At 49.2% G+C, this 22323-nt stretch carries 13 protein-coding genes and 1 pseudogene; 6 read left to right on the top strand and 8 right to left on the bottom strand.

The window, feature by feature from the left end:
- Nucleotides 1-18: 18 nt before the first annotated feature.
- A complete protein-coding gene (locus QNJ26_00480; GenBank protein MDJ0983985.1) occupies nucleotides 19-4416 on the bottom strand; it encodes an acyl-CoA dehydratase activase in 4398 nt (1465 codons plus the stop codon).
- Nucleotides 4417-5035: 619 nt separating this feature from the next.
- Between QNJ26_00480 and QNJ26_00475 the strand changes: the two genes are divergently transcribed.
- Nucleotides 5036-6511, top strand: coding sequence for an efflux transporter outer membrane subunit (locus QNJ26_00475; GenBank protein MDJ0983984.1), 1476 nt, complete (start codon nucleotides 5036-5038; stop codon nucleotides 6509-6511).
- Between the two features lie 135 nt (nucleotides 6512-6646).
- On the opposite strand, the gene QNJ26_00470 is transcribed toward QNJ26_00475, so the two are convergent.
- Complete coding sequence (locus QNJ26_00470) at nucleotides 6647-8131, bottom strand: CDP-alcohol phosphatidyltransferase family protein (GenBank protein MDJ0983983.1); 1485 nt, start codon at nucleotides 8129-8131, stop codon at nucleotides 6647-6649.
- Between the two features lie 548 nt (nucleotides 8132-8679).
- Between QNJ26_00470 and murJ the strand changes: the two genes are divergently transcribed.
- Nucleotides 8680-10257 (top strand): murein biosynthesis integral membrane protein MurJ, encoded by a 1578-nt coding sequence (gene murJ / locus QNJ26_00465; protein ID MDJ0983982.1) that lies wholly within the window; start codon nucleotides 8680-8682, stop codon nucleotides 10255-10257.
- 109 nt (nucleotides 10258-10366) lie between these two features.
- Here the strand turns inward: murJ and QNJ26_00460 are convergent, their stop codons facing one another.
- The 4 genes from QNJ26_00460 to QNJ26_00445 form a co-directional block, all read right to left on the bottom strand.
- Nucleotides 10367-11356 (bottom strand): beta-ketoacyl-ACP synthase III, encoded by a 990-nt coding sequence (locus tag QNJ26_00460; GenBank protein ID MDJ0983981.1) that lies wholly within the window; start codon nucleotides 11354-11356, stop codon nucleotides 10367-10369.
- A 193-nt stretch (nucleotides 11357-11549) separates the two neighbouring features.
- The gene (locus QNJ26_00455; GenBank protein MDJ0983980.1) at nucleotides 11550-12710 is read right to left on the bottom strand and encodes a radical SAM protein; all 1161 of its coding nucleotides are present in this window, start codon (nucleotides 12708-12710) and stop codon (nucleotides 11550-11552) included.
- Between the two features lie 106 nt (nucleotides 12711-12816).
- Nucleotides 12817-13038, bottom strand: a complete 222-nt coding sequence (locus tag QNJ26_00450) for a hypothetical protein (protein ID MDJ0983979.1) — start codon at nucleotides 13036-13038, stop codon at nucleotides 12817-12819.
- 93 nt (nucleotides 13039-13131) lie between these two features.
- Nucleotides 13132-16926 carry an AsmA-like C-terminal domain-containing protein gene (locus tag QNJ26_00445; protein ID MDJ0983978.1) on the bottom strand — a complete coding sequence of 1265 codons (3795 nt, stop codon included), beginning with the start codon at nucleotides 16924-16926 and terminating at the stop codon, nucleotides 13132-13134.
- A gap of 383 nt (nucleotides 16927-17309) precedes the next feature.
- On the opposite strand from QNJ26_00445, the gene QNJ26_00440 reads away from it, so the two are divergent.
- From QNJ26_00440 to QNJ26_00425, 4 genes and pseudogenes are all read left to right on the top strand, one after another.
- Nucleotides 17310-17819, top strand: a complete 510-nt coding sequence (locus tag QNJ26_00440; protein MDJ0983977.1) for a tetratricopeptide repeat protein — start codon at nucleotides 17310-17312, stop codon at nucleotides 17817-17819.
- 249 nt (nucleotides 17820-18068) lie between these two features.
- Nucleotides 18069-19088 (top strand): zinc-dependent alcohol dehydrogenase family protein, encoded by a 1020-nt coding sequence (locus QNJ26_00435; protein MDJ0983976.1) that lies wholly within the window; start codon nucleotides 18069-18071, stop codon nucleotides 19086-19088.
- A 235-nt stretch (nucleotides 19089-19323) separates the two neighbouring features.
- Nucleotides 19324-19686 (top strand): annotated as a pseudogene (gene nifU, locus QNJ26_00430) (Fe-S cluster assembly scaffold protein NifU).
- Between the two features lie 180 nt (nucleotides 19687-19866).
- Nucleotides 19867-21042, top strand: coding sequence for a cysteine desulfurase family protein (locus QNJ26_00425; GenBank protein MDJ0983975.1), 1176 nt, complete (start codon nucleotides 19867-19869; stop codon nucleotides 21040-21042).
- Nucleotides 21043-21063: 21 nt separating this feature from the next.
- Here QNJ26_00425 and QNJ26_00420 read toward each other — a convergent pair whose 3' ends face one another.
- Complete coding sequence (locus QNJ26_00420; protein MDJ0983974.1) at nucleotides 21064-21522, bottom strand: hypothetical protein; 459 nt, start codon at nucleotides 21520-21522, stop codon at nucleotides 21064-21066.
- 374 nt (nucleotides 21523-21896) lie between these two features.
- Nucleotides 21897-22247, bottom strand: a complete 351-nt coding sequence (locus QNJ26_00415) for an FHA domain-containing protein (protein MDJ0983973.1) — start codon at nucleotides 22245-22247, stop codon at nucleotides 21897-21899.
- Nucleotides 22248-22323 lie beyond the last annotated feature (76 nt).

Below are 22323 nucleotides of genomic sequence, written 5' to 3'. Positions count from 1 at the left end.
CCGGTATTGCCATTTGGCTTAATGCTGACCGGGCTTGTACGGGTAATGCTGAATGCGGTTGTGCAGTCGTTCGGCCCGTAAACAAAACGTCTCCAGTTTGGCGTCGATGAGTTGTGGAAAAGGGGAACCATCGCTTTCGATTGCCAGAAACGGAAGCTGTTCGACATCGGTCAGAACGGCTTTCAGCTGCTGGTTGGCCGGTTCTGTTGCCAGTTTTTCTTCACGGGTCATGGTTTCGTTTAATATGGCTTCCGACAACCGGTTGGGCATGCAGCCAAACGGGCCAATGGCAATGACACCGCAGGATTGTGTAACAATTTCGGTTAGGGAACCACCTACCGTCAGTACCGCTTCACCCGGAAGGTTTTTGGATATATAAGCCGAGGCATTTTTGATGAAGGTATCGATATCGATAGGCTCGGCGTGCACCAGGCCGGATTGGTTCAATATCGATTTGATTCGCCTTTCATAGCGGGCCTGAAATTTGTTGCGAATTTTAAATCTTAATTTTTCCAATATGTTCATATTGTCAGGACTCAGCCCCTGATCGACCATGTAATTGCAATATAACAGCCACTCGGCAACCGGTGAACAGACGGTGGCAAAACCTTTTTCAGCCAGACGCTCTGTGATGTATTGACGCGAAAGCGCATCCCGCCGCACAAATATTTCACCGGAGAGCGTGATTTTAGGGACGCTTTCAAACGGTTTTTTCATAGATAACTGCTGCAGATGCCTGGCAGTGTGCTTTAATTGGTGTTCGAGAACCGAAAAGTCTCCATCTTCCAGTGCAGTTAGGAGCGCCTGCCATTCGTTTTCAAAGAGTTCCATGGCTTTTTTGGTTTCAACCGCATTGGCCAGAATCATCGAGCGAATGTCTTCCATGACATCGGAAACAACCACCGACCACCATCCCCGTGTTTCGAAATCCTTGTCCATCCCCATATACCCATCTTCAGAACTCAGGGTAAACAATGCCACATCCGGTATTTCAAGCCGTTTGATGAGATCTTCCATAAAAATATAGTATTGCCCGAATCGACATGGCCCGGTGCCGGTGGCAAAAAAATAAACCACAACCTCATCATCGCGTTTGCCGTTATTGATATAGCTCAACAGCGTGCCGGTGGTCAGAATCAGGGGCAGACATTCCTTGCAGGAGGTATTGGCGCGACCCAGTTTCAAAACGGCTTCGTCAGAGGGGCGATGCGCCTCGGCCTGAAAGCCAGAACCTCTCAAAACGGCGGCAAATGCCTCAGAAGACAGCTTGCCCATTGATGCCAGTAAAACGGTGACCCGCGGATCGGTCATCGGTAAAGTTTCACCGGAAGATGTCACTATATTGGCCGCTCCATTTTGACTTGTGATTTGGGCTGGACGAAAAATTTGCGGTCGTTGATTGATTTTTTTCTGGGTGACCAACTGTCGGTAGGCCTGAACAATATCCAAAAACGCTTCAACCCGGGTTTCCAGCCCCGCATCTGCTGTGTGGCTGTCCAACTCAAGGGTCAGGGAGGGCTTACGGCCCATAATTTCGCGGAAATACCCGACGACAAATGAATCCGGCCCGCAGGAAAAATTGGTGATGTAAGTACCAAACAGCTGGGGGTGGCGTTTGACCAGCCGACCGGCTTTCATCATCAGTTTGCCCATGCCCCAGTACATATGTCGCTTGGATCGTTCTTTGCTGATTTTTAGGAAATCAAGCGGTATCACCAGAATACCCCTGGAGGCAAATTTATACGGGATGCCCATATGGGCCTCATCGGCGTAGCCATTATAGGGGCGCGAAAAAATCACCACGGCGAATTTTTCCGGATCCGCCTCCAGTTCGGCCATGGCGTTTTGCCCGATGGTCTGCATTTCCGCCATACAATCCAATTGTCTGCGCATGGCGATTTCAAACGCAGCTTCAGCTTCCTTGCGTTTGATGCCCATTTGCATGGCAGAGGCAACCAACGGCTTTTTGGCTTCGGCGATGCCCAGTGAAAGATCGACCAAAGGACTCAAAAGCTTGGTTCCCTTTTCGGCAAGCTGTCCCAGTCTCTTGCGGAAGGTGGTTTGCAGGTAAAAGGTTTCCCCCTGAACCAGCGGGCACACCTGGGAGTGCGAATCTTCCCCGGCGTTCGCATCGTTGGGTACCGCCTTAAAATGGGGTAAAAAAATAAAATCGGGTGGCGATTGGTTTTCGATCAGCGAATAGAAAAACCCGTGGGCCAGTTCCACCGGATAGCAAAATGGCGCGTTACGCTGGTCAATACCCTCCTGTGAGGCTTGCGACGGCAGCACAACCGCATATCCCAGTTGGGCGAAAAAATTGGAATACAGCGGATAGTAAGTGTTGATCAAAAAGCTGCGGTTGAAGCCAATGGTCCCCCGCTGTTTGCGGCCCACATCCGCTGGTTTGGCTGCACCGTATTTCTCAAATATGAGCTGCTGGCGGACGCGTACCAGGTCCAATTTTCCGACGTCATATTTTACATTGTGACGCAGGTTGTAGTAGCGGTTGCAGGCGCCACCAAACGGATACTTTTTGCCTTCAACCTGAATCATGGCAATGTCGCACCGGCGGTCGCATTTTTCCTTTCCGCCTTTACAAACAAATGATTTCCCGTAGGTAACGCTTCGGTTTGCCAGCGTTTCCAGATTGAATTGGTCTGTGGGCATCAGTCCGGTATCGATTCGATTTTTGACAGCCAGGGCCACACCAAATGCGCCCATAAGCCCGGGCTCCGGCGGAACGACGATGGGCTTGCCGATCAAGGACGCCATCGCCAGTGGCACCGCTTTGTTGTAACAGACCCCACCCTGCATAAATACTTTTTCACCTACCGGTCGGTTGCCTTTGACGCGATTTGAATAATTCATGCAGATGGAATAAACCAGACCGGCAACAATGTCTTCGTGTCGCACGCCCTCATGGATGGCGTTTTTAATATCAGAGGCAATAAAGGCGGCGCACTGATCGTTAAAATTCGGCGGGTGCTTTCCTTGTAAGGCCGCATCGGCGATTTTTTCCATCGCAACCCCAAGGGTTTCATAGGCCGATTCCTCCAAAAAAGAACCGGTTCCGGCCGAGCAAGCCTCGTTCATGGCATAATCGGACGGCACCCCATTGGTGATATAGGTGTATTTGGCATCTTGACCGCCGATTTCAAAAATGGTGTCCACCTGCGCGTCAAAGTATACCGCCGCAGTGGCATGCGCGATAATCTCATTGATGACCCCATCGCTAAGCGCATGTAATCCGGCGATCTGCCGGCCTGAGCCGCATATACCCAGACCGATTATCGACAGCTGCGCAGCGTCCACCTGCGTCTTGATTTGTGCCAAAATAGATTCGTAGCAGCGCCGGGACGCACCCACCGGATCGCCGTTGGTGCGCAAATAAACCGAGGCCAATATGGCATCATCTGATTTGCGCAAAAGAACGGCCTTGGTGGTGGTGGAGCCGACATCCAGCCCAAAAATACAGGTATCACCGGGGCGAGCCTGCCCTTTTTCGATGGTTTTAAATTCAACCTCAGCGGTGTAATCGTTTAACGGTGGTAAGGTATCAAATGACGTGATTTCAGAATGAAATAAATTCTTTGCACCTTGAACAGCGGCGGTTTCATGTTCAAGTGCCCAGAGTGCGGCCCCCAGCGCTTCAAAATAAGGAGCTTCACCCGGTACGATTAGCCCGGGGATATCCTGGTTGAGATAATCGACCATCATGTTGTTGCGGGCGGTGCCGCCGACCAGCAATAAGTTGCGCCGCTCGACCTTTTTTAAAAGTTCCAAAATTTTATTGGCCATCATTTTGCACAATCCGGCGGTGACCTGGGATTTTGGAACCCCCTTATTGGTGGCGTGAGTGCAATCCGATTTACAGAACACCGAACAGCGACCCGAAACGTGGTGGGGCGACGCTATCGACGCCCACTGGGCAGCTTCATCCAAAGACACATTCATGCGCCGCAGTTGCTGCAGAAAGAATTCACCGGTGCCCGATGCACATTTGTTGCCGGTGATCACGTTTGATATGCTGCCGGTCTGATCCAGAACATAGACCATAAACGTCTCACCACCGGCGGAAATGATTGCCGGACAATCAATACCTGCCGGTTTAACAAATTGATACGCATATTCGACGGCTTCAGGTTCGGATATGGAGGTCAGATTTACAAATTTGCGGAATTTGCGACCGGTGGCCGCGATGCGGTCAAATGAGCTAACATTCAGGTTTTCAAAAGCTTTTAACAATGTACGCTTGGGATCGCCTTCGTGGGGATACAGGGCGGATTCAATGAGCAACGGTCTGGGTCGCTGTTGCGCATCGCCACCTGTCGATGGCCCTGTGACCTGCTTTAACTGGACAATCGATACAGTTGATGCCCCCAAACAGATTCCCAAAGATGTTATTGCTTCAGTCATCGATTCTGCTTCAACTTTCAGCCGATTTAATGGTTCAACTTGTTGATGAGCCGGTATCCTAACAGCTGTCCATGGGAAGGATTGTTGTGGCCCAATATTCGGTTCATGCCATAGCAGGCCTGAAACCTGATGATGGTAATCATCCTCCAAATATCCGGTCACCCGAAGGTTGGCAAAAAGACAATGCCCGGTCTCATGGCGTCATCGCCCAGATCAGAAGGCCGGGATTTCCGGAAGGCATTTCTCAATGGCTACCTGTGTTTTTAAGGCTTAGCGAATGCCTCTAAATGCGGTACACCTAATGTGAATGTCTATTACTTTAATTTGAATCGTCTTGCAAGGCTTATGTTCTGCAATTATTGAGTTTGATGCATTGGTTCAATCAAAAAACCCAACCCTCATGGGTGCTCGTGATGATGGCTTCTGGGAAGGGTGTTTCCATTTATTAAATAAAATGAATTCAATAGGATATATAAGAATTTACCTTTGGCCGAACCCTTTTGCGAATTGGCTTAGCCCAAGCCGGGCTTGACATTAAATCTGAGGTTTTATACAACCTCTTAGTTTGATAATTAAATAAAATCAATGGATTGGATAACAGACTAAAGGAGATACCATCATGACACCCCGTTTGATTCTGATCGGCATACTGGGCGTATTGCTCAACACGTTGATCGGGTGCATTAATTTGGGTCCGCATTATCAGCGCCCCGATGTCAACATTGATATGCCGGAATTTTTTCAGAACGATACGTTAAAATCCGACGTCGATGCGGTGATTGCCGATCGATGGTGGCAGGATTTCAATGATCCCGAACTCAACCGGCTGGTTGAGGAGGTCCTGGTGTATAACTGGGACTTGAAGCAGGCCGCGGCCCGCATACTGGAAGCCCGGGCGCAGTTTGTTCAGGTAAGTGCCGACCGCTGGCCCCAGGTCAATGTTGATTATGAATGGGATAAACGTCGTTTCGGGGGGGTTAATGTCGGGCGCGGTCGCACGATTACCACCCACCAGCTAACCTTTTTGGCTCTGTTTGAAATCGACCTGTGGAGCCGCCTGGCCAAGGCCTCCAGGGCAACCTGGAATGATATCCTGGCTGATGAGGCCAATCGACGAACGGTTGCCCAGACCCTTGTGGCGGAAACCATCAACCTGTATCTGCAAATTGAAGCCTTTGAGCGGCGTCTGCAGATTGCCGCCGATAGCATCACTGCTTTCCAGCGCAGTTTACAGTTTGTCGAAATCCGTTATCGTCGTGGCCTGGTCTCTGCTCTGGACGTTCGCCAGGCGCGGCGCGTCCTGGCCGGTGCCCAGGTTCGTGTCCCCGAATTGCAGCAACAACTGGGGATCACCCAACAGCAGCTGGCGATCTTACTGGGTCGTTATCCCGAAACTTCACCGGCACGAACCCAGCCCCAGGACTACTATCGTCAGCCGGCGCCGGTGCCGACCGGTCTGGCGTCCAGCCTGCTGCTCAAACGGCCCGATATTCGTGCTGCCGAACTGCGGCTACGGGCCTTAAACGAGCAGATCGGCGCTGCCAAGGCGGATCGCTTTCCGCAAATTACCCTTACCGGCAGTTACGGCTGGAATTCAGATGGTAAAGACCGGCTGCTAAAAAGCGACAGCGTGATCTGGAATTTCACCCGGGGTGTCGTGCAACCGATCATGAATGCCGACCGCCTCAAAGCCCGCCAGCGCGGTGTCGAAGCCCAGTATGAGCAAGCGGTTTCAGATTATGCCAACACCGTTTTAAATGCCTTTGCCGAGGTGGAAGGTGCGCTGTTGACCCGTAAAAAGCAATTGGAGCGCCGGGAGCGCGAGGTGGTATTTCTGGAGGAGGCCCGGGCGACTCAGCGGGTGGCTCAAAACCGCTATATCAAGGGGTTGATTCAATACTTGGACGTGCTGGATGCCCAGCAGACGCGGTTTACCGCTGAAGACAATCTGGCCCAGGTGGATTTGAATATTTTAACCAACCGCGTTAATCTGCACCGCGCCCTGGGGGGCAGCTGGGCCGTGCCGGAGCCGATTCAATTGCAGCCGGATGGCTATTTCTTTGACTTTGAAACCGAAGATACTGTGCTGCCATAAGCACAAATCCAAACCTAAATCGGTTAAGCCGGTTGAGCCCGTTGCCGGTTGGCCCGTAAAAATAAAATCAGACACATTATACCGATTTCAACCGGCTCAACCCAAAACCGTGATCGCCAATTTTTAGCAAAGCATTTATGGTATAGCCGGTTTGGTGCGGGTCTCCCGGGCAGCGATTTCCGGATCGATACGCCAGGTGACCAGGGGGGAAAGGGTGTAAAGCAGCATATAGATCAGGCTGGCCTGACCATAATAGGGTGTGAATACGGAGAAGATAACCATCAGTGATCCGCGCCCAAACCAGGGATGCCGACTCATGAAACGACCCAGATGCAGATATCGCACTGGATAGGCATTCATTAGGAGGGCGGCCACGATGACCAACCCAGCGCTAGAAACACCCCAGAAGCGAACCCATTCGGAGCTGTCATTGACGACCTGGCTAAAAATAATCAGACCCGACATCACCAGCAAAGCGGCTGCCGGCGTCGGCATACCCTTGAAAAACCCGGGAATCGGTGATTTATCCAGCGTAAAATAAACCAGGCGTCCAATGCCCAGCAATGCATACGACCATGCAATCCAGCCCAGGGGCAGTTTTTGCAGGACCGGATCTGGATGGCCGGATAGGGTGATATAAAAAATCCAGGCCGGAGCGATACAAAAACTGACTGCATCTGAAATGTCGTCGAGCAAACTCCCAAAGCTGATGCCCTCTTTTGGTTTTTCGTCATCTAAAGGTTCTGTCAGACCCAGTCTGCGGGCAACGGCGCCGTCGAGCTTGTCAAACAGCGCCGCGCCGATCAGAAACAGCGATGCTTCTCGGATGCGTCCCTGGTATGCAAAAAATACCGCCAGCAGCCCCATGCCGGCATTCATCAGGGTCAACGTATTGGGAAGGAAGGCCAGAATGCGACGGCGCATCTGCTCATCTCCTAGACACAAATCGTCCAGACACAGTCGGCCGTATTTGCGAACATAACCGGCAATCGAGGCAAAGTTGATAATCAAAAAAATGATTTCGATAAACAACAAACCCCGCAACGGCAGATTTCCCAGCCACGATATCCAGAAATATATATTCGAAGGTGGTCCTTCGGGCACATAAAACGCATAGGCATAAAGCAAGGCCCCCACCGGTGCAGCGACAATCGTCCGCAGGCGGGTAAATTCTTTGTATTCGAGTTCCTGGTCATTGCGGATGGCAAAACCGCGCATAAAATGGGCGAAATTGTCCCGAACCAAAACGGTTACCGCCAGTAATAACACCAGGATGGCATGCAGCATCTCTCCCCGGGTGGGATCCGGTGAACTGAAGTGGACGCGCCACATGACGCCAACAGCCAACAACGGAAAGATAATCGAGTAGACCAGTTTATCCATCAAGCGGTCGGCCAGCTGCGCTAAGGGTGGGTGAAGCTCAAAACGTGCCGCAAACCAGCCATCAACCAGGTCAAAGCTCATGGCAATGAACAAAAACAGCACACCGATCGTATACATAATCGGACTTTGGGTCCACATAACCGCAATGGCGCAAATTAAGCCGGCAAACACCAGCGGTGGTCGTCCGTAAACAAAGAGTGCCGTTATCTTTTGTGAAATATGTTCTCTTTTGGTCATTACTTCAATCATCTTAAAAGATTTGCCTATTCCTGTCAAGAAACGGCACTTTGAGCCGCTCCTGAGCCTTCTTCAAGGGTTTCACTCTTGATCCCTCTAGAATATGGGTTCAACCTCTGGCAAAAGCAAGCTTTACCTGGATCTTGCATGAAAATGAATAAGAGATTGTAAGGCCATATTACTGAAAGCGGGTCAAAAACTGGCATCATAAACCAAATGGGCTTTTCAAAAAATAAGGATACATATCATTTAATCTTATTCATTTTCACCCTTTGGGCGATCGCAGGCTTTCATCTGCTGCGTTATTTAGGGTGAAGCATAGTACACTATAGCTTCACCCTTAAGTGCCTTGCATATGAAAGCCTCCGACGCGTGCAAAATCCAAGCTTTACCTGGATCTTGCATGAAAATGAATAGGGGATCTTCAATTATTTACTGATCACCAGTGTCATCGATGATGCTTTGCCTTCTGCGATGCTTTCTGATAAGGCAATGGCAACATTAGCGGCCGAATATGCTTTTTAATCTCACTTTAACAGGCAACCCGCATGTCGCGTTCCGTCTACAAAAAAGTTGGCATTGCTTCCCTGATAATGATGACATCGATTTTGCTGAGCAATCTAATCGGGTTGGTCAGGGAAATGGTCATTGCTTATTTTCGGGGAGCAGGGAGCGAAGTTGATGCCTATCAGCTCTCTTTTCTAATACCTGAAATATTAAATCATATTCTTGCCAGCGGTTTTCTTTCCATTACATTCATTCCAATTTTTTCCCGCTACCTCTCGGAAAAGAATGAGAGCGGGGGGTGGCGTGTATTTTCTATCATTCTGTCCAATTTTGGGGCGCTGCTCATATTTTTCATTCTCATCGCTGAAGTGTTTACCGCCGAAATCATTTCGGTGCTGGCACCTGGGATTGATGACCCTGCGCTCAAAATAGCGGTGATTCGTATGACCCGCATCATCCTTCCAGCTCAGATCTTCTTTTTTGCCAGTGGGCTATTAATGGCTGTCCAGTATGCCAAAGAAAATTTTGCGATACCCGCCCTGTCCCCGATTATCTATAATCTCTGTATCATTTTGGGCGGGGCTCTATTGGGTAGCCGGTTGGGGATGCTTGGTTTTTCCTGGGGGGTTTTGGGTGGTGCGGCCTGCAATTTTATGGTTCAGGTCATCGGCGCTCGAAGGGTTGGTATGACGTTTCGATTTTCATTTGAGCTCAGACATCCAGACCTTAAAAAGTATATCGTTTTAACACTTCCGCTGATGCTTGGCCTGACCATGACCTTTTCTCGAGAATTTTTTTTCAGGATTTTTGGTTCCTATCTCCCGCCGGGCGGAATTTCCGGCATCAACTATGCCCTCAAGATCATGCTCATTCCGGTTGCTTTATTCGGGCAGGCCATTGGAACAGCCGTTTATCCATTTTTGGCACGACTGGTCGCTGAAAACAAATTGGCGGAAATGAACAATCTGCTGAATAACACCCTGCGTTACTTAGCGCTGGTCATACCGGTTTCGGTATTGCTCATGGTGGTCCGAAATGAGGTGGTGTCTATCATTTACCAGCGCGGCCAATTTGATGCTGCCGCAACTGCCCTGACAGCGGATATTCTGATCTATTTGCTCGTGGGTGCGTTTGCTCTTGCGGCCTATACGATTGTGCCCAGGGCCTTTTATGCGACACAAAACACTTTATTTCCGGCTATTTATGGCAGCATAGCGGTTTTACTCAGCATCCCTTTTTATATTTTAGGATTGCGATATTTCGGAGCCAAGGGTATCGCCATCGCAATTTCAATTTCGGAGATTTTACAGGTGGCTGTGCTGTATATGATATGGAATAAAAGAAGCCAAAATACCGCAACTCGACCGGTTTATGTTTTTTATGGGAAGATGATTGGTCTCAGCGTCATTCTGGGACCACTGCTTGTCTGGTTTAAAGCAAACCTTCTGAAAGGGATTGATACTGCCACTTTTACTGGAAGTTTGTTGGTCATAGCCCTGACCACAACCGCTTTTATGGCCGTAATGGCAGTAGTTGCCTATGGATTGAAGGTTAACGAAATTACCGATGTAGCCGGGCAGATGGTCAATAAAATCAAACAAACCATCGGGCTTTCATAACATCGATTTTCCGCCAAAGATCTCGGCCGCATTGAAGACGATTTTCGGACGTAGAGCATTATCGAAATAGCCGCTGTTCAACGTTCAAAGTGTTATCGATGCGGCTGGGCTACCATCGAATTAGGGCACTGCCCCAGGTCAATCCGCCACCGAAAACCGGCAAGCAGACGAAGTCTCCAGCTTTGATACTGCCGTCACTCGCAGCTTCATCCAAAGCAATGGCACAGGACGCCGAAGAGATATTGCCATATTTTTGCAGCGTCAGGTAAAAGCGGTCAAAGGGGATTTTGAGCGATCTGGCAATGTTTTGAAACATACGGATGTTGGCCTGATGCGGTATAATCCAGCTGATCTGATCGACCGTTAAATCGTTGAACGTTACAGCTTCATTGATGGCTTCGATAAAATGGCGCACCGCCACCCGGAAGCTCAAACTGGCTTCAATCATATTCAGGGTATGTCGGCCCTGGTCGACGCTTTCATGGGAGATAGGTGTGGTTTTTGAACCGCCGCCAGGCAGCAGCAGATCCTGTCCTTTGGCACCGTCTGTGTGGATGTGGGTGGATAGAATTTCGTGACCATCCGTTCCCAATGCCAGCACCGCAGCTCCGGAGCCGTCGCCCCACAGAATGCAGGTATTTCGATCCTGCCAATCAAGGGTACGGGTCATTATTTCAGCGGCCACCACCAAAACCCTTTGGCAGGTTTTGTTCATTAGGTACTGTTCGGCCACGTTTAAACCGAAAATGAAGCCGGAACAGGCTGCAGTGACATCAAAGGTAATTGCTTGCGGTGCGTCCAGTTTGGCCTGCAGCCAGTTTGCGGCTGATGGACAGCAGGTGTCCGGCGTAATGGTGGCCATGATGATTAAGTCGATATCTCCGACGGTCAGACCGGCGGCCGCCAGCGCTCTTTGAGAGGCCGCGCACCCCAGGTCAGCCGCTGTAACATCGGGATCCGCGATTCTTCGTTCCCGCACGCCGGTGCGCTTGCGGATCCATTCATCGGTGGTGTCCAGCCCCATCTTTTCCAGATCACTATTGGTCAACCGCTTCGGCGGGACGTAAGAGCCGGTTCCCAGGATGCGAATTGCTTGCACTTTTCATTTCTCCGGGAATTCGTTCTTAATGTCAGTTGGATGTTTAAACCTGGTGTATAGTGTTTTGTGTTTAGTTTTTGGTGTTTGGTATGAACTATATCGCTTTGTATTGGATTTTAGCTTGCTAACACTAAACACCAAATACAACACACACCTCATATAAAGGCTGCATTTCTGATCATTTAGGAGATTATCAGATGTACCGGTCGACCATTTCAGAAATCATTTTCTCGATTCCCTGTGGGCCCTCTTCCTGTGTCACGGTTTCAATCAGGTTTTTGATTTTTTGGTAGGTCGCCGGATCGCGCTTCAAATCATCAATTGAGCGATAGGCGCCGCCGCGGCGGCCGGCGCGATAAATCAGACGGTCGCTATCCGAAAGATCCTGATAGGCCTGAACAACAGCCAGCATTTTTTCCTTTTCATCTGGCAATTTGCCGCTGACTTCTTCGAGCAGATTCATAATATGATCGCTGGTGACCGTGCTGTTGATGCCATCCAGGGTTTGAATGAAAAGCCCGATTTCTTCGGCCAACATATCGTCGGTTTGCATTGTGAAGCTGCCATCTTCCAGCCGGCTGTGCAGCGGTACATGCAGGGGGACCCGGAGACTGCGAAGACGAATAAAATGGGGATTAATTTGATTGAGCACCTTGGCGGTTTCGACGGCATGATCGCGCCACATTTCTTGGCCGCCCAGTCCGGGCATCACGTATTCAGATACCTGCATGCCGGCAGCCAGCAAGCGTTTACCGGCTTCTATGTGCTGCGCTCCGGTAACACCCTTTTTCATCAGCTTCAGCAAGGGGTCATAGCCACTTTCCAGCCCGATATGAACGCGATCGAGGCCGGCGGCGCGGATTTGTTTTAACGCGTCAACCGATTTGCGAATGACGGTTCTAGACCGGGAATAAGTGGTCACCCGCTTAATCTCGGGAAATTGCGCTTTTAAAAACTGCAACACCGTCACCAGGTCTTTGGTGCTCATGATCAGGTTATCTGCATCCTGCAAAAAACAGGCATCTGTCTGGTAATACAGCCAGGCAGCAATGCTTTGATATTGATTGCTGGTGCCGGGTTGATTGAACAACGCGCTGACCACCGCATCGGTGACAGTGCCGTTGTGACCCAGCTGTTCTGAAAGCGCTTTGATTTCATCTGCAATCTGCCTTGCGGCGAGTATATCCTCTTTTATTTCATCGACGGTTCGAAGCGAGAATTTGTCGCGTTTGTACACCGGACAAAACAGGCACTGGTTCCAAGGGCAGTTGCGCGTCAATCGCAGCAGCAGACTGCGGGCTTCATTGGGCGGTCGGATGGGGCCCTGCTCAAATGTGGGGGGGGTAGCATTCATGGGTCTGTTGCCATATCCTCAGATGGGTTATTTATGGGGCAGAATTGTCAATTTTTCAATAAAAAAAAGGACGGCCGCCGCAGCCGTCCTTGAAGTTTGAGTGCATCTACGCAATCGGTGACGGTTTGCACAGATGTTCTTGCTCCATTGCCACGCGTCCACAACCACCACACACAAATTTCATTTCAGCGATTTTATCTTTGCACTGATGGGTGTGATCCGTTTCGGGGGCGCCGCAGAAGCTGCATTTGGCCTTGTCACCACACGGATTACACAGATGCCCGGGTGCATTTGCAACCGCACCACAGTTTTTACAGGTATAGGCCATTTTCCATCTCCTTTAATTTGAGGTGTTTTGGGTGTCAAATTTTCAATTTCAACATTAGTACGCTTCATGCAAAAGTCAAGAATGGGGAGGGCTTTAAGGAGATGTGCCGGGCGATTTTTTTTCTTTGGGTGAGGGTTGCTCTTTTTTATCGGGAAGAACCGGCTGAATAATGGTAATCGGAAGCTTGAGGGTTCTTTCCAGAATGCCTAATAAACCTGAACCCACTGCCGTCGGTGAAAGCGGTATGACATCCGGGTCCCCAAGATCGCCGATGGCTCTGAACGGAATCGAAATCAGATTGCCCCCCAATATGTTGCCGACCAGGGGGATGATCTTCACAATCCGATCAACGGTTTTAAACGGGGCCACCAATACGACCAGATCGACTTTGTTTTTGATCAAATCGATATCCCCCTCAATGGCGATACCCATGGAGGGGCTGTCAATGGAGGTGTCTGTGATGATCAGTTTGCCGTCTTTAAAGACACCATTAGCCGTCATCGAGTTATAGGCAAAGCCTTTGCCCTTCAGATCCGGAACTTCCCCCCGGTAAATTTCGGTGACATTGAGCAATGCAAAAATTTTGGCCAGCAAGCCGAAACGATAAATGCGACCCTCTACAGAATTAAAATCCAGATTTCCGGTCAATGATTTTGCAAATTCGCTGGGCCGGGCCTTGCCCAGCAGCTCACCCCCCAAATTGTAACTGCCCGCCATTAAATGCGGCCTGTCAAACAGGCAGGTAAGACTCGTGTCCAGTTCCTGGTCTTTTGCAACCGGATTAAAATACAGCTCAAAAGACTCACCGGAGATCTTAAGAATGCCGGGAAACTGGATGCCGCAGAGGTTGGCTTCCCGAATGACAATTCGGGTATCGGTTTTACCGAAGGTAATGTCAGCGTGAACCGGGCGCCAGCTAAAACCATTATAGGTAAAACTGTCTAACTCTACGCTCAAACCGCCGCGCAGCCCTAGCTTTTCATCGGGCGCTGTGGTCTTCTCCACGCTGGTAATTTGTTCAATCTGGCTCCATTTCAACTGATCGGCTGTCAGCTGCAACTCAAGCGACAACAGGTCTTCAGAAAAAGTGGCACCGCCCTCAAGGTTAATCTGACTGTCTTCCCATTCAATTTGCACCGTGCTCAGATCGATACGACCGTTGAGGCCTGCAGCGCTAGGGGTGTCCTTGGCAATAAAATCTACTGTTTTGACCTGGATCGGGGCTTTGAAAAAATCCGATACCCATTCTAAATCTTTTATGTCGCCGGATAAATGGAATTGCCAGGCTTTGGATGCACCCACCGGACCTTTGAAATCCAATTCCGTAAGTATCATTTTGCCCCCGGTGGCTTTATACCCTTTGAACATTTTATTCAGGGTGTCAAAGCTCACCAGCCACGGGTAAAGCTCTGCGATCTGGATATTGGCTGAATCGGCATTGAGCTCGATTAAGGGGATTTTACCCCATTGCTTTCCGAATGATAGATGGCGTATGGTGGATGTGCCGAACCTGGCATTGGTTTCCTGGATATCGAATCGCGTGCGCCGCCAAAACAACTCGCCACCGCTCAACTCTATATCGGTCGGAAATTTTGCTGAGCGGATATGCCATTTATCAATGACGCCGCTGAAGGTAAATTTTCTTTTCGATTGGGTGCTGGTGGGGCCATCAAATGTCAGGCTCCTAAAGGCCAGGTTACCGCTTAAAACCGGAACATCTCTGACACGTTTTTTCAGATCCCGATGGCTTTTGAGCCAGGCATAGACTTCATCCAGATTTATCACGCTTGCACCGGCGTTGGCCGTCAAAGACGATTTCTTACCCCATTTGAGGGTGGCATTCAGACCTGAAAATATCGACTGCCCAACCTGAGCGGTCCATTTATTTACCTTCAACTGCTTATTATGACAGCTAAATTGTCCCCGTGTGATGGTCACTGGACCGGGTATCTGAGCTGAGCTCAACATCAGATTTTGAATCACCCCTTTGGATTTCACCTGCCACTGGGCCGGCTTAAATAGGGGGCCATTTAGGGTAGGGTTTTGCAAAAGGATGGCGCCGGCGATGGTCTCAATCTTTTTGAGGTCCTTTTCAAATGTTTGCATTTGGCCCAGCCAGGTGTGCAGTTGGCTTAAATCGATGTGGGCCGATGTTGATGATGCTTCCAGCAGTGACGCTTTTTGCCACCCAAAGCGGGTTGACAGCCCGGTCAAGCTGGATTTTCCAAAACGAACATCGCAATTGGTCAACGCTATCTGATCCCCGTCCAAAACGAAGCTGCCGCCTTTTACCGTCATCCGATAAGGTATTCGCTGGTAGGTTGTATTGACCGTGAAGTCAGAGGCCATGACCTTCACTTTGGTATCACGCAAATCTTCACCAATCACCAGCATGCCCAGAGCGCTGCCTTCAACTTTTTTGAAAAGCTTTAGCTCTTTTTGAAATTGCTTGTCATCGATCAGACGGGCCAAAACAGAAGGCAGCTGCGACAGATCTGCCTGGACAAGTGCTTCAATATGAAAAGGGGCGGTTGCATCTGTCAGGGGGATGGAGAGTTTGCCATTTTTCGCAAATGACTTTCCCATTTGCGCCTCGGCATTTTCACCCTTTAAGATGCCGTTGGCAATCGTGGCATCACCCTGCACATTCTCCAGTTCCAGCGAGCCGACCGGAATCGATATTTTCCCGCCGACGAGTTTGCCCTGGATCACCAAATTTTTTGTGTCAGCCAGTTGGGTCCAATCAGGTGCCTGGCTTTGCAGGGTGACTCTCTCAAAATCACCGTCACGCAATATTTTAAAAATATCGGATACGTTTTCGGCATTTTCGGTCAGTGCCAGCGCTAATTTTTGGGCTTTGCCCACATTGATCTGCCGGCCTTCCAGTTCCAGTTGAACGACGGGCTGTCGGGCATCTATATTGAGACGACCCGATAGACTCAAGCGGGGCTCTGTCAAATCAAGCCGCGAAAGATCCAGCGAAAGGTGGTCTTCTTTGAATTCAAAACGGGCCTGCACACGGGTGTCGTTTATTTTTAGCTCTTTGTTCGCACGTTGCCAGTACATATACGGGATGGACCCCTCAATATCAGCCCGCACATTATTGGGACCATCTGTCATTAGGTCGATGGTTAGGTTTGCGCGCGCATTGGTCATTTTGAGGCTATGATCGGGAAATAGGTATTCAACCACGGCATGCGGCCGGAGCTGATTCAATTTAATTTGGCTGTTCAATTTAAAACCGGATTCGGCGTACCGGCCTTCAATCGATATGTTCTCCCAGTAGTTTGATTGGCATTGCGCCGAAAATTCAATGGATGCCCCCTTATGTTTGATCTGGCTGGTGACACCCTGAAGTGCTAAAAACCGCTGTTGCCCCTTATAAAAATTGACGCGGCCATTACGAACAGTGATGGCGATGCTCGGAATCTTGAGCTCCGGCATCGATTCAATAATGGCCTTGAGCCAATCGACGGGGGCTTCTAACGAAAACGGTTTACCATCTGTTTTTTGTGTTTCTGTGGTTTCCGGGAATTGAACCGTAATATTCGGCGATCGCGAATGGACCACTCTGATTTCTATATCACCGGTGATCAGCGGCAGGATTTTCGGATAGATCTTCAGCGAATCTATCGTTCCTTTGACGTTTTCAGGCACAGTAAAACGAACGTCTGAAATCACGACATGCGGACGCGGGAAAAACGCCATTTTAAGACGCTGGTATTCAATTGTGCCCCCTAAATCCCTGGCATACAGGCGTTTGACCTCCTGTTTGACGGTTTCCAGGTTAATCAGTTGCGGGGTAACCACCAGCAGAACTATCAGCGCGCACAGCAAAATGGCAGACAGGCTGATGAGGGTGACCCATATTTTGCGACGTTTGGGCATACAGAATAGTGATTCATACAACGGGTTTCAGATGTTGGCAAAAACCTCTATTAGTTTACCATATTTTGACGATACTGCGACCTTTTATGTCGACGCAGACATGCGATGCAGGGCTGGCATATCATGTTTTAAAATAGAAGGCAAAATATCAAATAGAGGCTGCGGGCAACCGGTTGCGCCAAGTCTTCCACGGCCACTTGCCAATGTGACCATTCGCGGTCTCAAAGCCGCGTTGTTTGGTATTGTTGATGGGGTCACTTTAGTTGCTCTGGGTCTGTTCTGTGTTTACCATAAAAAATCCAATATTATCATGTAGTTAAAACTCTTGACATTAGGGGTTGACATCATTAGCTTCAACAGTATGACTGCATGGAGGTGATACCATGTCAAAAGCCAAAAAAAAATTTCAAGCGGCCATGACGCAGTTTGTCGGCCAAAATTACAATAAAAGTATCGATTTATTTAGTGAGGCCATTGCCTCCGATCCGGAATTCAAGATGGCCTTTAAAAGCCGCGGTGCGGCCTACCTTCGATTGGGCAACATCCCGGATGCGCTGGCCGATTTTAACCGTGTTCTGGAATTGGACCCACAAAACGCGCGGGCATTTCATTTGCGCGGCTTAGCGCACGAAAAGGCCGGTGATTATTCTGAGGCCCTTGAAGACTTGAGCAAAGCCATTGAGATTGACCCGGAATACGGCGCTGCCTACTATAGCCGGGCTAATTTGTATTCAAAAATCGGTGATACAGATCATGCGACTGAAGACGCTGAAATGGTAACCCATTTGACCGAAATCAATATCGAGACCTTCGGTGATGAGAACAATGTCTGGCGTTCAAGACAGCTCCAGCTGGAAACCATTTCCAACGATAATTTGGCCATGAAACGATAATGTACGCATCTGACCTTGTATTTGCGAATCAAAGAAAAGTTGCCAAGCGATACGTTTGATGCCGTGCGGTTTGCAAATCCGGTCTGATTGAATACGATTCAAAACAGCAGCAATCCACATGAGAATAGGTATTGCAGAAAGTGCCCAAAGGTTATACAAAATCTTTTTGTTTCATAGGGTACCACAACCTATCAGGGATAAGGTTACAGTATTGTTGCCATTCCAAGGGGGTATGGATTCGTGAAAGCAATGGTGCTAGAACAGCTGGGCACGATCTCTGATCACAGCAAACCCCTTGTGTTGGTCGATTTGCCGGAGCCGGTTCCTGCGGACAACCAGATCTTAATAAAAGTGTCCACCTGTGGCGTGTGCCACACGGAGTTGGATGAAATTGAGGGGCGCACCCCTCCGCCGAAATTACCGGTAATTCCCGGTCATCAAATTGTCGGCCGGGTGGCAGCCTGCGGAGATGGGGTCACCCGATTCAGCACCGGGGACCGCATCGGTGTTGCCTGGATACATTCGGCCTGCGGTCGTTGCGCGTTTTGTAAAGGCGACGCGGAGAATTTATGTGCGTCGTTTAAGGCTACCGGCAGGGATGTGCACGGTGGCTATGCTGAATATACGATCGTAGATGAAGGTTTTGCTTATGCCATCCCTGAAATTTTTAACGATCTGCAGGCGGCACCACTTTTATGTGCCGGCGCCATCGGCTATCGTTCGATGCGGCTTTGTGGCGCGAAAAATGGCCAGAACCTTGGCTTGACGGGTTTCGGCGCATCCGCCCATCTGATCTTAAAAATGGTGCGCTACAAGTATCCAGATACAAAGGTGTTTGTATTTGCCAGAAGCGGCACAGAACGTGATTTTGCACGTCAGTTGGGTGCCATCTGGTCTGGCGATACAGACGCGCAACCCCCCGAAATGCTCGATGCGGTTATTGATACCACGCCGGCGTGGAAGCCGATTGTAAAGGCTCTGAATTGCCTGAAACCGGGAGGTCGGCTGGTCATTAATGCCATCCGCAAGGAGGAAAGTGACAAAAAAACCCTGTTGAGCCTGGACTATCCAAAGCACCTCTGGCAGGAAAAAGAAATCAAAAGCGTGGCCAACGTGGCGCGCAGCGATGTCAGTGAGTTCTTGATGCTGGCCGCTGAAATTCCGATCCAACCTGAGGTGCAGAGTTTTAAACTGCAAGATGCCAATCGCGCTCTGGTTGAATTGAGGCAACGCAAGATAAGAGGCGCCAAAGTACTTCAAATAGATTAAGTCTTGTTTGACATTTATCGTCGTCGGCTATCGTTTAATTTAGACTACGATGCGAATGAGTTAGGTAACTTTGTAGTATTGGAGTATAGGAGTGATGGAGTGATGGAAAAACATCCAATACTCCAGTACTCCAACACTCCATTACGCCTACTTTTGAAAACCATAACACGATTACACAATAGCTTTACCGATAAGCTGGAAGTTTAGATACTGATAAATAAAGGAGGAATGGAGAATGTACAATAAAACGGTTATGGATCATTTCCGCAACCCGCGCAATGTGGGTGTGATCGATGATGCCGACGGTGTCGGTGAGGTCGGCAATCCGCTGTGCGGCGATATGATGACCATCTATCTTAAGATTGAAGATGAACAGATCGAAGATATTAAATTTCAGACTTTTGGCTGTGGATCTGCCATTGCCGTATCCAGCATGATCACCGAAATTGCCAAGGGCAAGAGCCTGGCGGATGCCAAAAAACTGACCAATAAAGATGTCGCTGCGGCCCTGGAGGGCTTGCCGAAGAACAAGCTGCATTGCTCCAACCTGGGAGCCGATGCGCTGCAGTTGGCTATCCAGAACTATGAGGATAAAAAAGCCGGTGTGAAGCGGCCCCAACCGATCCGCAAAGAAAAACATGAGCACTCACATGGTAAAAAGTGTTATTGTCCCTATTGTGATATCGAAATTATGCCGGACATTACCTTTTGTGATGCATGCCAATCCAGTTTGGAAGAAGAACATTAATTTTGCCGCGATGTTGCAAGGTAGGTCATTATGAAAGTTATCAATCTGGACCATATTTCGGCCAAACCGCTATTGCCGGAAATCAAAAAGGTGATGATTGAGGCCATTGAAAAAGATTATCACAACCCCTCCAGCCAGCATAAATCGGGCGAAGAAGCTGCTGCGGCACTTCAAAACGCGCGTGAAGCGGTCGCGCAGTTGCTGAACTGCAAGACACCCAAGGAAATTGTCTTTACATCCGGTGGAACCGAGTCCGTCAACCATGCCATCAAAGGTGTGGCCATGGCGAATGAAGATAAAGGCAAGCACATCATTACCTCCAACATCGAGCACAATGCCGTCATCCGCAGTTTACGACGTCTCAAATCCGCCGGGTTTGCCGTTACCTCGCTTCCGGTGGACGCCAACGGGCGTGTGAAGCCGCAGGATGTGGCCGATGCCATCACCAAGGAAACGATTCTGGTGTCTGTTATGCACAGCAACAACGAAACCGGCACTCTGCAACCGATTGAGGAAATTGGCAAGATTACCCGTGAAAAAAAGGTGATATTTCACACCGATGCGGTGGATTCGGCTGGAGTGCTGCCGATGGACGTACAAAAACTGGGGGTGGATTTGCTCAGCTTTGCGGCCAATACGTTTTATGGCCCGGCAGGTGTCGGGGGGCTGTATATCCGCCGCGGCACCCGTATATTTCCCCTGCTGGATGGCGGCGTTCAGGAAAACAATAAGCGTGCCGGTGCCGAGAATCTAGTGGGCATTATCGGGACTGGCAAAGCGGCAGAGCTTGCAGTGCGGGACATGGACAAGCGCTTGGCGCATCTGAAAACTTTAAAAAACAAACTCTTAAACGATTTTCCTAAGAGCATCGACGAATATATTGTCAATACGCATCCAGAATTTAGCTTGCCCAATCTGGTGTCAATTTCGGTTCAATATATCGAAGGGGAAAGTGTGATGCTGATGCTCGATGATGAAAATATCGCTGTATCGACGCGTTCTGCATGTGCAACCGGCTCATTGCGAGCCTCGCATGTCCTGCTGTCTTTGGGCCTCAGTCATGCCGATGCGCAGGGAACCCTGGTTATCTCTTTTGGGATCGATAATACGGAAAAAGATATCGATACCTTTCTAAAGGCCCTTAAGCAGGTGGTCACGACGCTGCGCGATATATCTCCTCTCTATCAGAAGGCTTCTCAGACCTAACCGACGACACTTACCGTACCGTTAACCCGTGCCGGCCAGCAGGCTTTCAAAATAGGTATCGATCATCTGATGATATCTGCTGAACTTGGTTTTGAGGAGTTCCCTAAATTGCAGGTATTCGGGCTCGGCTAGCAGCTGATCAATTTCATGCGCTTTCTTACCCAGTTGTCGGCAGTACTTGTCAGTGATGGTTTGGGGGGCGGTGCCTCTGTTTTCAGCTACTCGGTTGGTCGCTTCAATTCGTGAAAAGCCGTTGTTTTCTATTTCATACATGACTTCCAGGATCTGTGCCAGGGATTTGGGTGCACCTTCAACTGTGAGCGCCGGCATGTCTGCGGATTCGTCTTTTTGAGGCCGGTCGGTACTAGTACCGAGCAGCAGGCGGCTTAACACCGAATTGGGTGAGTCGACAAACGGCTCAGCATGTTTCTGTAGGTAACGCCAAAGCCGTTCATCAATTTCGATCGAATATCTCTTCATCCTTGGACCTCGTTTCCTAGTATTTATCATCCATTACATGCAAGATCCAATAGCTTGTCAAGGATAATTTATGGTTAGGCGTCTTTAAGATCTAGTATAAACAGATGATGTTTTTGACATATACGTGCTATTGCTAGTTCTTTTGCCGATAATCTGATGGTACTAGATTCCAGATCTGTTTTTTTGATGCAGCTAGCAGCGTTGATCCAAAAGATCATTTGGATGGCCGATTCATCTAGTGATTCAGGCGGGATTGGTACTGATGTCAACGTCTATAAAGATCAATCTGAGCGATGGAAATGCAGAATAAAGACACTTGATCCTGGAGTTGATGAATCTTTTGGGATAGGCTTGTATCGTTAAATCAGATCTTTTTATTTTGATGAGGATACTTTTACGGTTTTATCGGCCAGATCCGCAGCCACGGTTTTCTTTTCATCCGTTGACTTGATTTCTATGGTGTGTTTGCCGATGGTGAGAACATCCTGCGGCACTAATTTCGCTTTTTTAATGTCCTTATTGTTTAATAAGGTGCCATTGGTGCTATCGAGGTCCACCAGGCCATAGCCATCTGGCAATTTGATGATCTTGGCATGCTCTTTTGAAACCGCCAAATTATCGATGACAATGTCGTTGTTGTTGCTCCGACCAATGCAGATTTCATTCTGATTGGTTTCAATTTGTTTAAGAACTTTGCCTTTGAATTTTAGTTCCAGTTTTAGCATGCTGAGTGACCTCCCGAATCATTCTGCAATTTTGCGCCACCTTCATAAGCTATCTTATCATGTTTTTTTATCCCCT

The sequence above is a fragment of the Desulfobacterales bacterium genome (assembly GCA_030066985.1).
Taxonomy (GTDB): domain Bacteria; phylum Desulfobacterota; class Desulfobacteria; order Desulfobacterales; family JAHEIW01; genus JAHEIW01.
This window is presented reverse-complemented; position numbering and strand designations above follow the sequence as displayed.

Bases quoted from the DNA above. Each gene is read 5' to 3' on its own strand.
- QNJ26_00480 (MDJ0983985.1), bottom strand. From the start codon at position 4,416: ATGACTGAAGCAATAACATCTTTGGGAATCTGTTTGGGGGCATCAACT.
- QNJ26_00470 (MDJ0983983.1), bottom strand. From the start codon at position 8,131: ATGACCAAAAGAGAACATATTTCACAAAAGATAACGGCACTCTTTGTT.
- QNJ26_00475 (MDJ0983984.1), top strand. From the start codon at position 5,036: ATGACACCCCGTTTGATTCTGATCGGCATACTGGGCGTATTGCTCAAC.
- QNJ26_00415 (MDJ0983973.1), bottom strand. From the start codon at position 22,247: ATGCTAAAACTGGAACTAAAATTCAAAGGCAAAGTTCTTAAACAAATT.
- QNJ26_00445 (MDJ0983978.1), bottom strand. From the start codon at position 16,926: ATGCCCAAACGTCGCAAAATATGGGTCACCCTCATCAGCCTGTCTGCC.
- QNJ26_00440 (MDJ0983977.1), top strand. From the start codon at position 17,310: ATGTCAAAAGCCAAAAAAAAATTTCAAGCGGCCATGACGCAGTTTGTC.
- QNJ26_00450 (MDJ0983979.1), bottom strand. From the start codon at position 13,038: ATGGCCTATACCTGTAAAAACTGTGGTGCGGTTGCAAATGCACCCGGG.
- murJ (MDJ0983982.1), top strand. From the start codon at position 8,680: ATGTCGCGTTCCGTCTACAAAAAAGTTGGCATTGCTTCCCTGATAATG.
- QNJ26_00435 (MDJ0983976.1), top strand. From the start codon at position 18,069: ATGGTGCTAGAACAGCTGGGCACGATCTCTGATCACAGCAAACCCCTT.
- QNJ26_00425 (MDJ0983975.1), top strand. From the start codon at position 19,867: ATGAAAGTTATCAATCTGGACCATATTTCGGCCAAACCGCTATTGCCG.
- QNJ26_00420 (MDJ0983974.1), bottom strand. From the start codon at position 21,522: ATGAAGAGATATTCGATCGAAATTGATGAACGGCTTTGGCGTTACCTA.
- QNJ26_00455 (MDJ0983980.1), bottom strand. From the start codon at position 12,710: ATGAATGCTACCCCCCCCACATTTGAGCAGGGCCCCATCCGACCGCCC.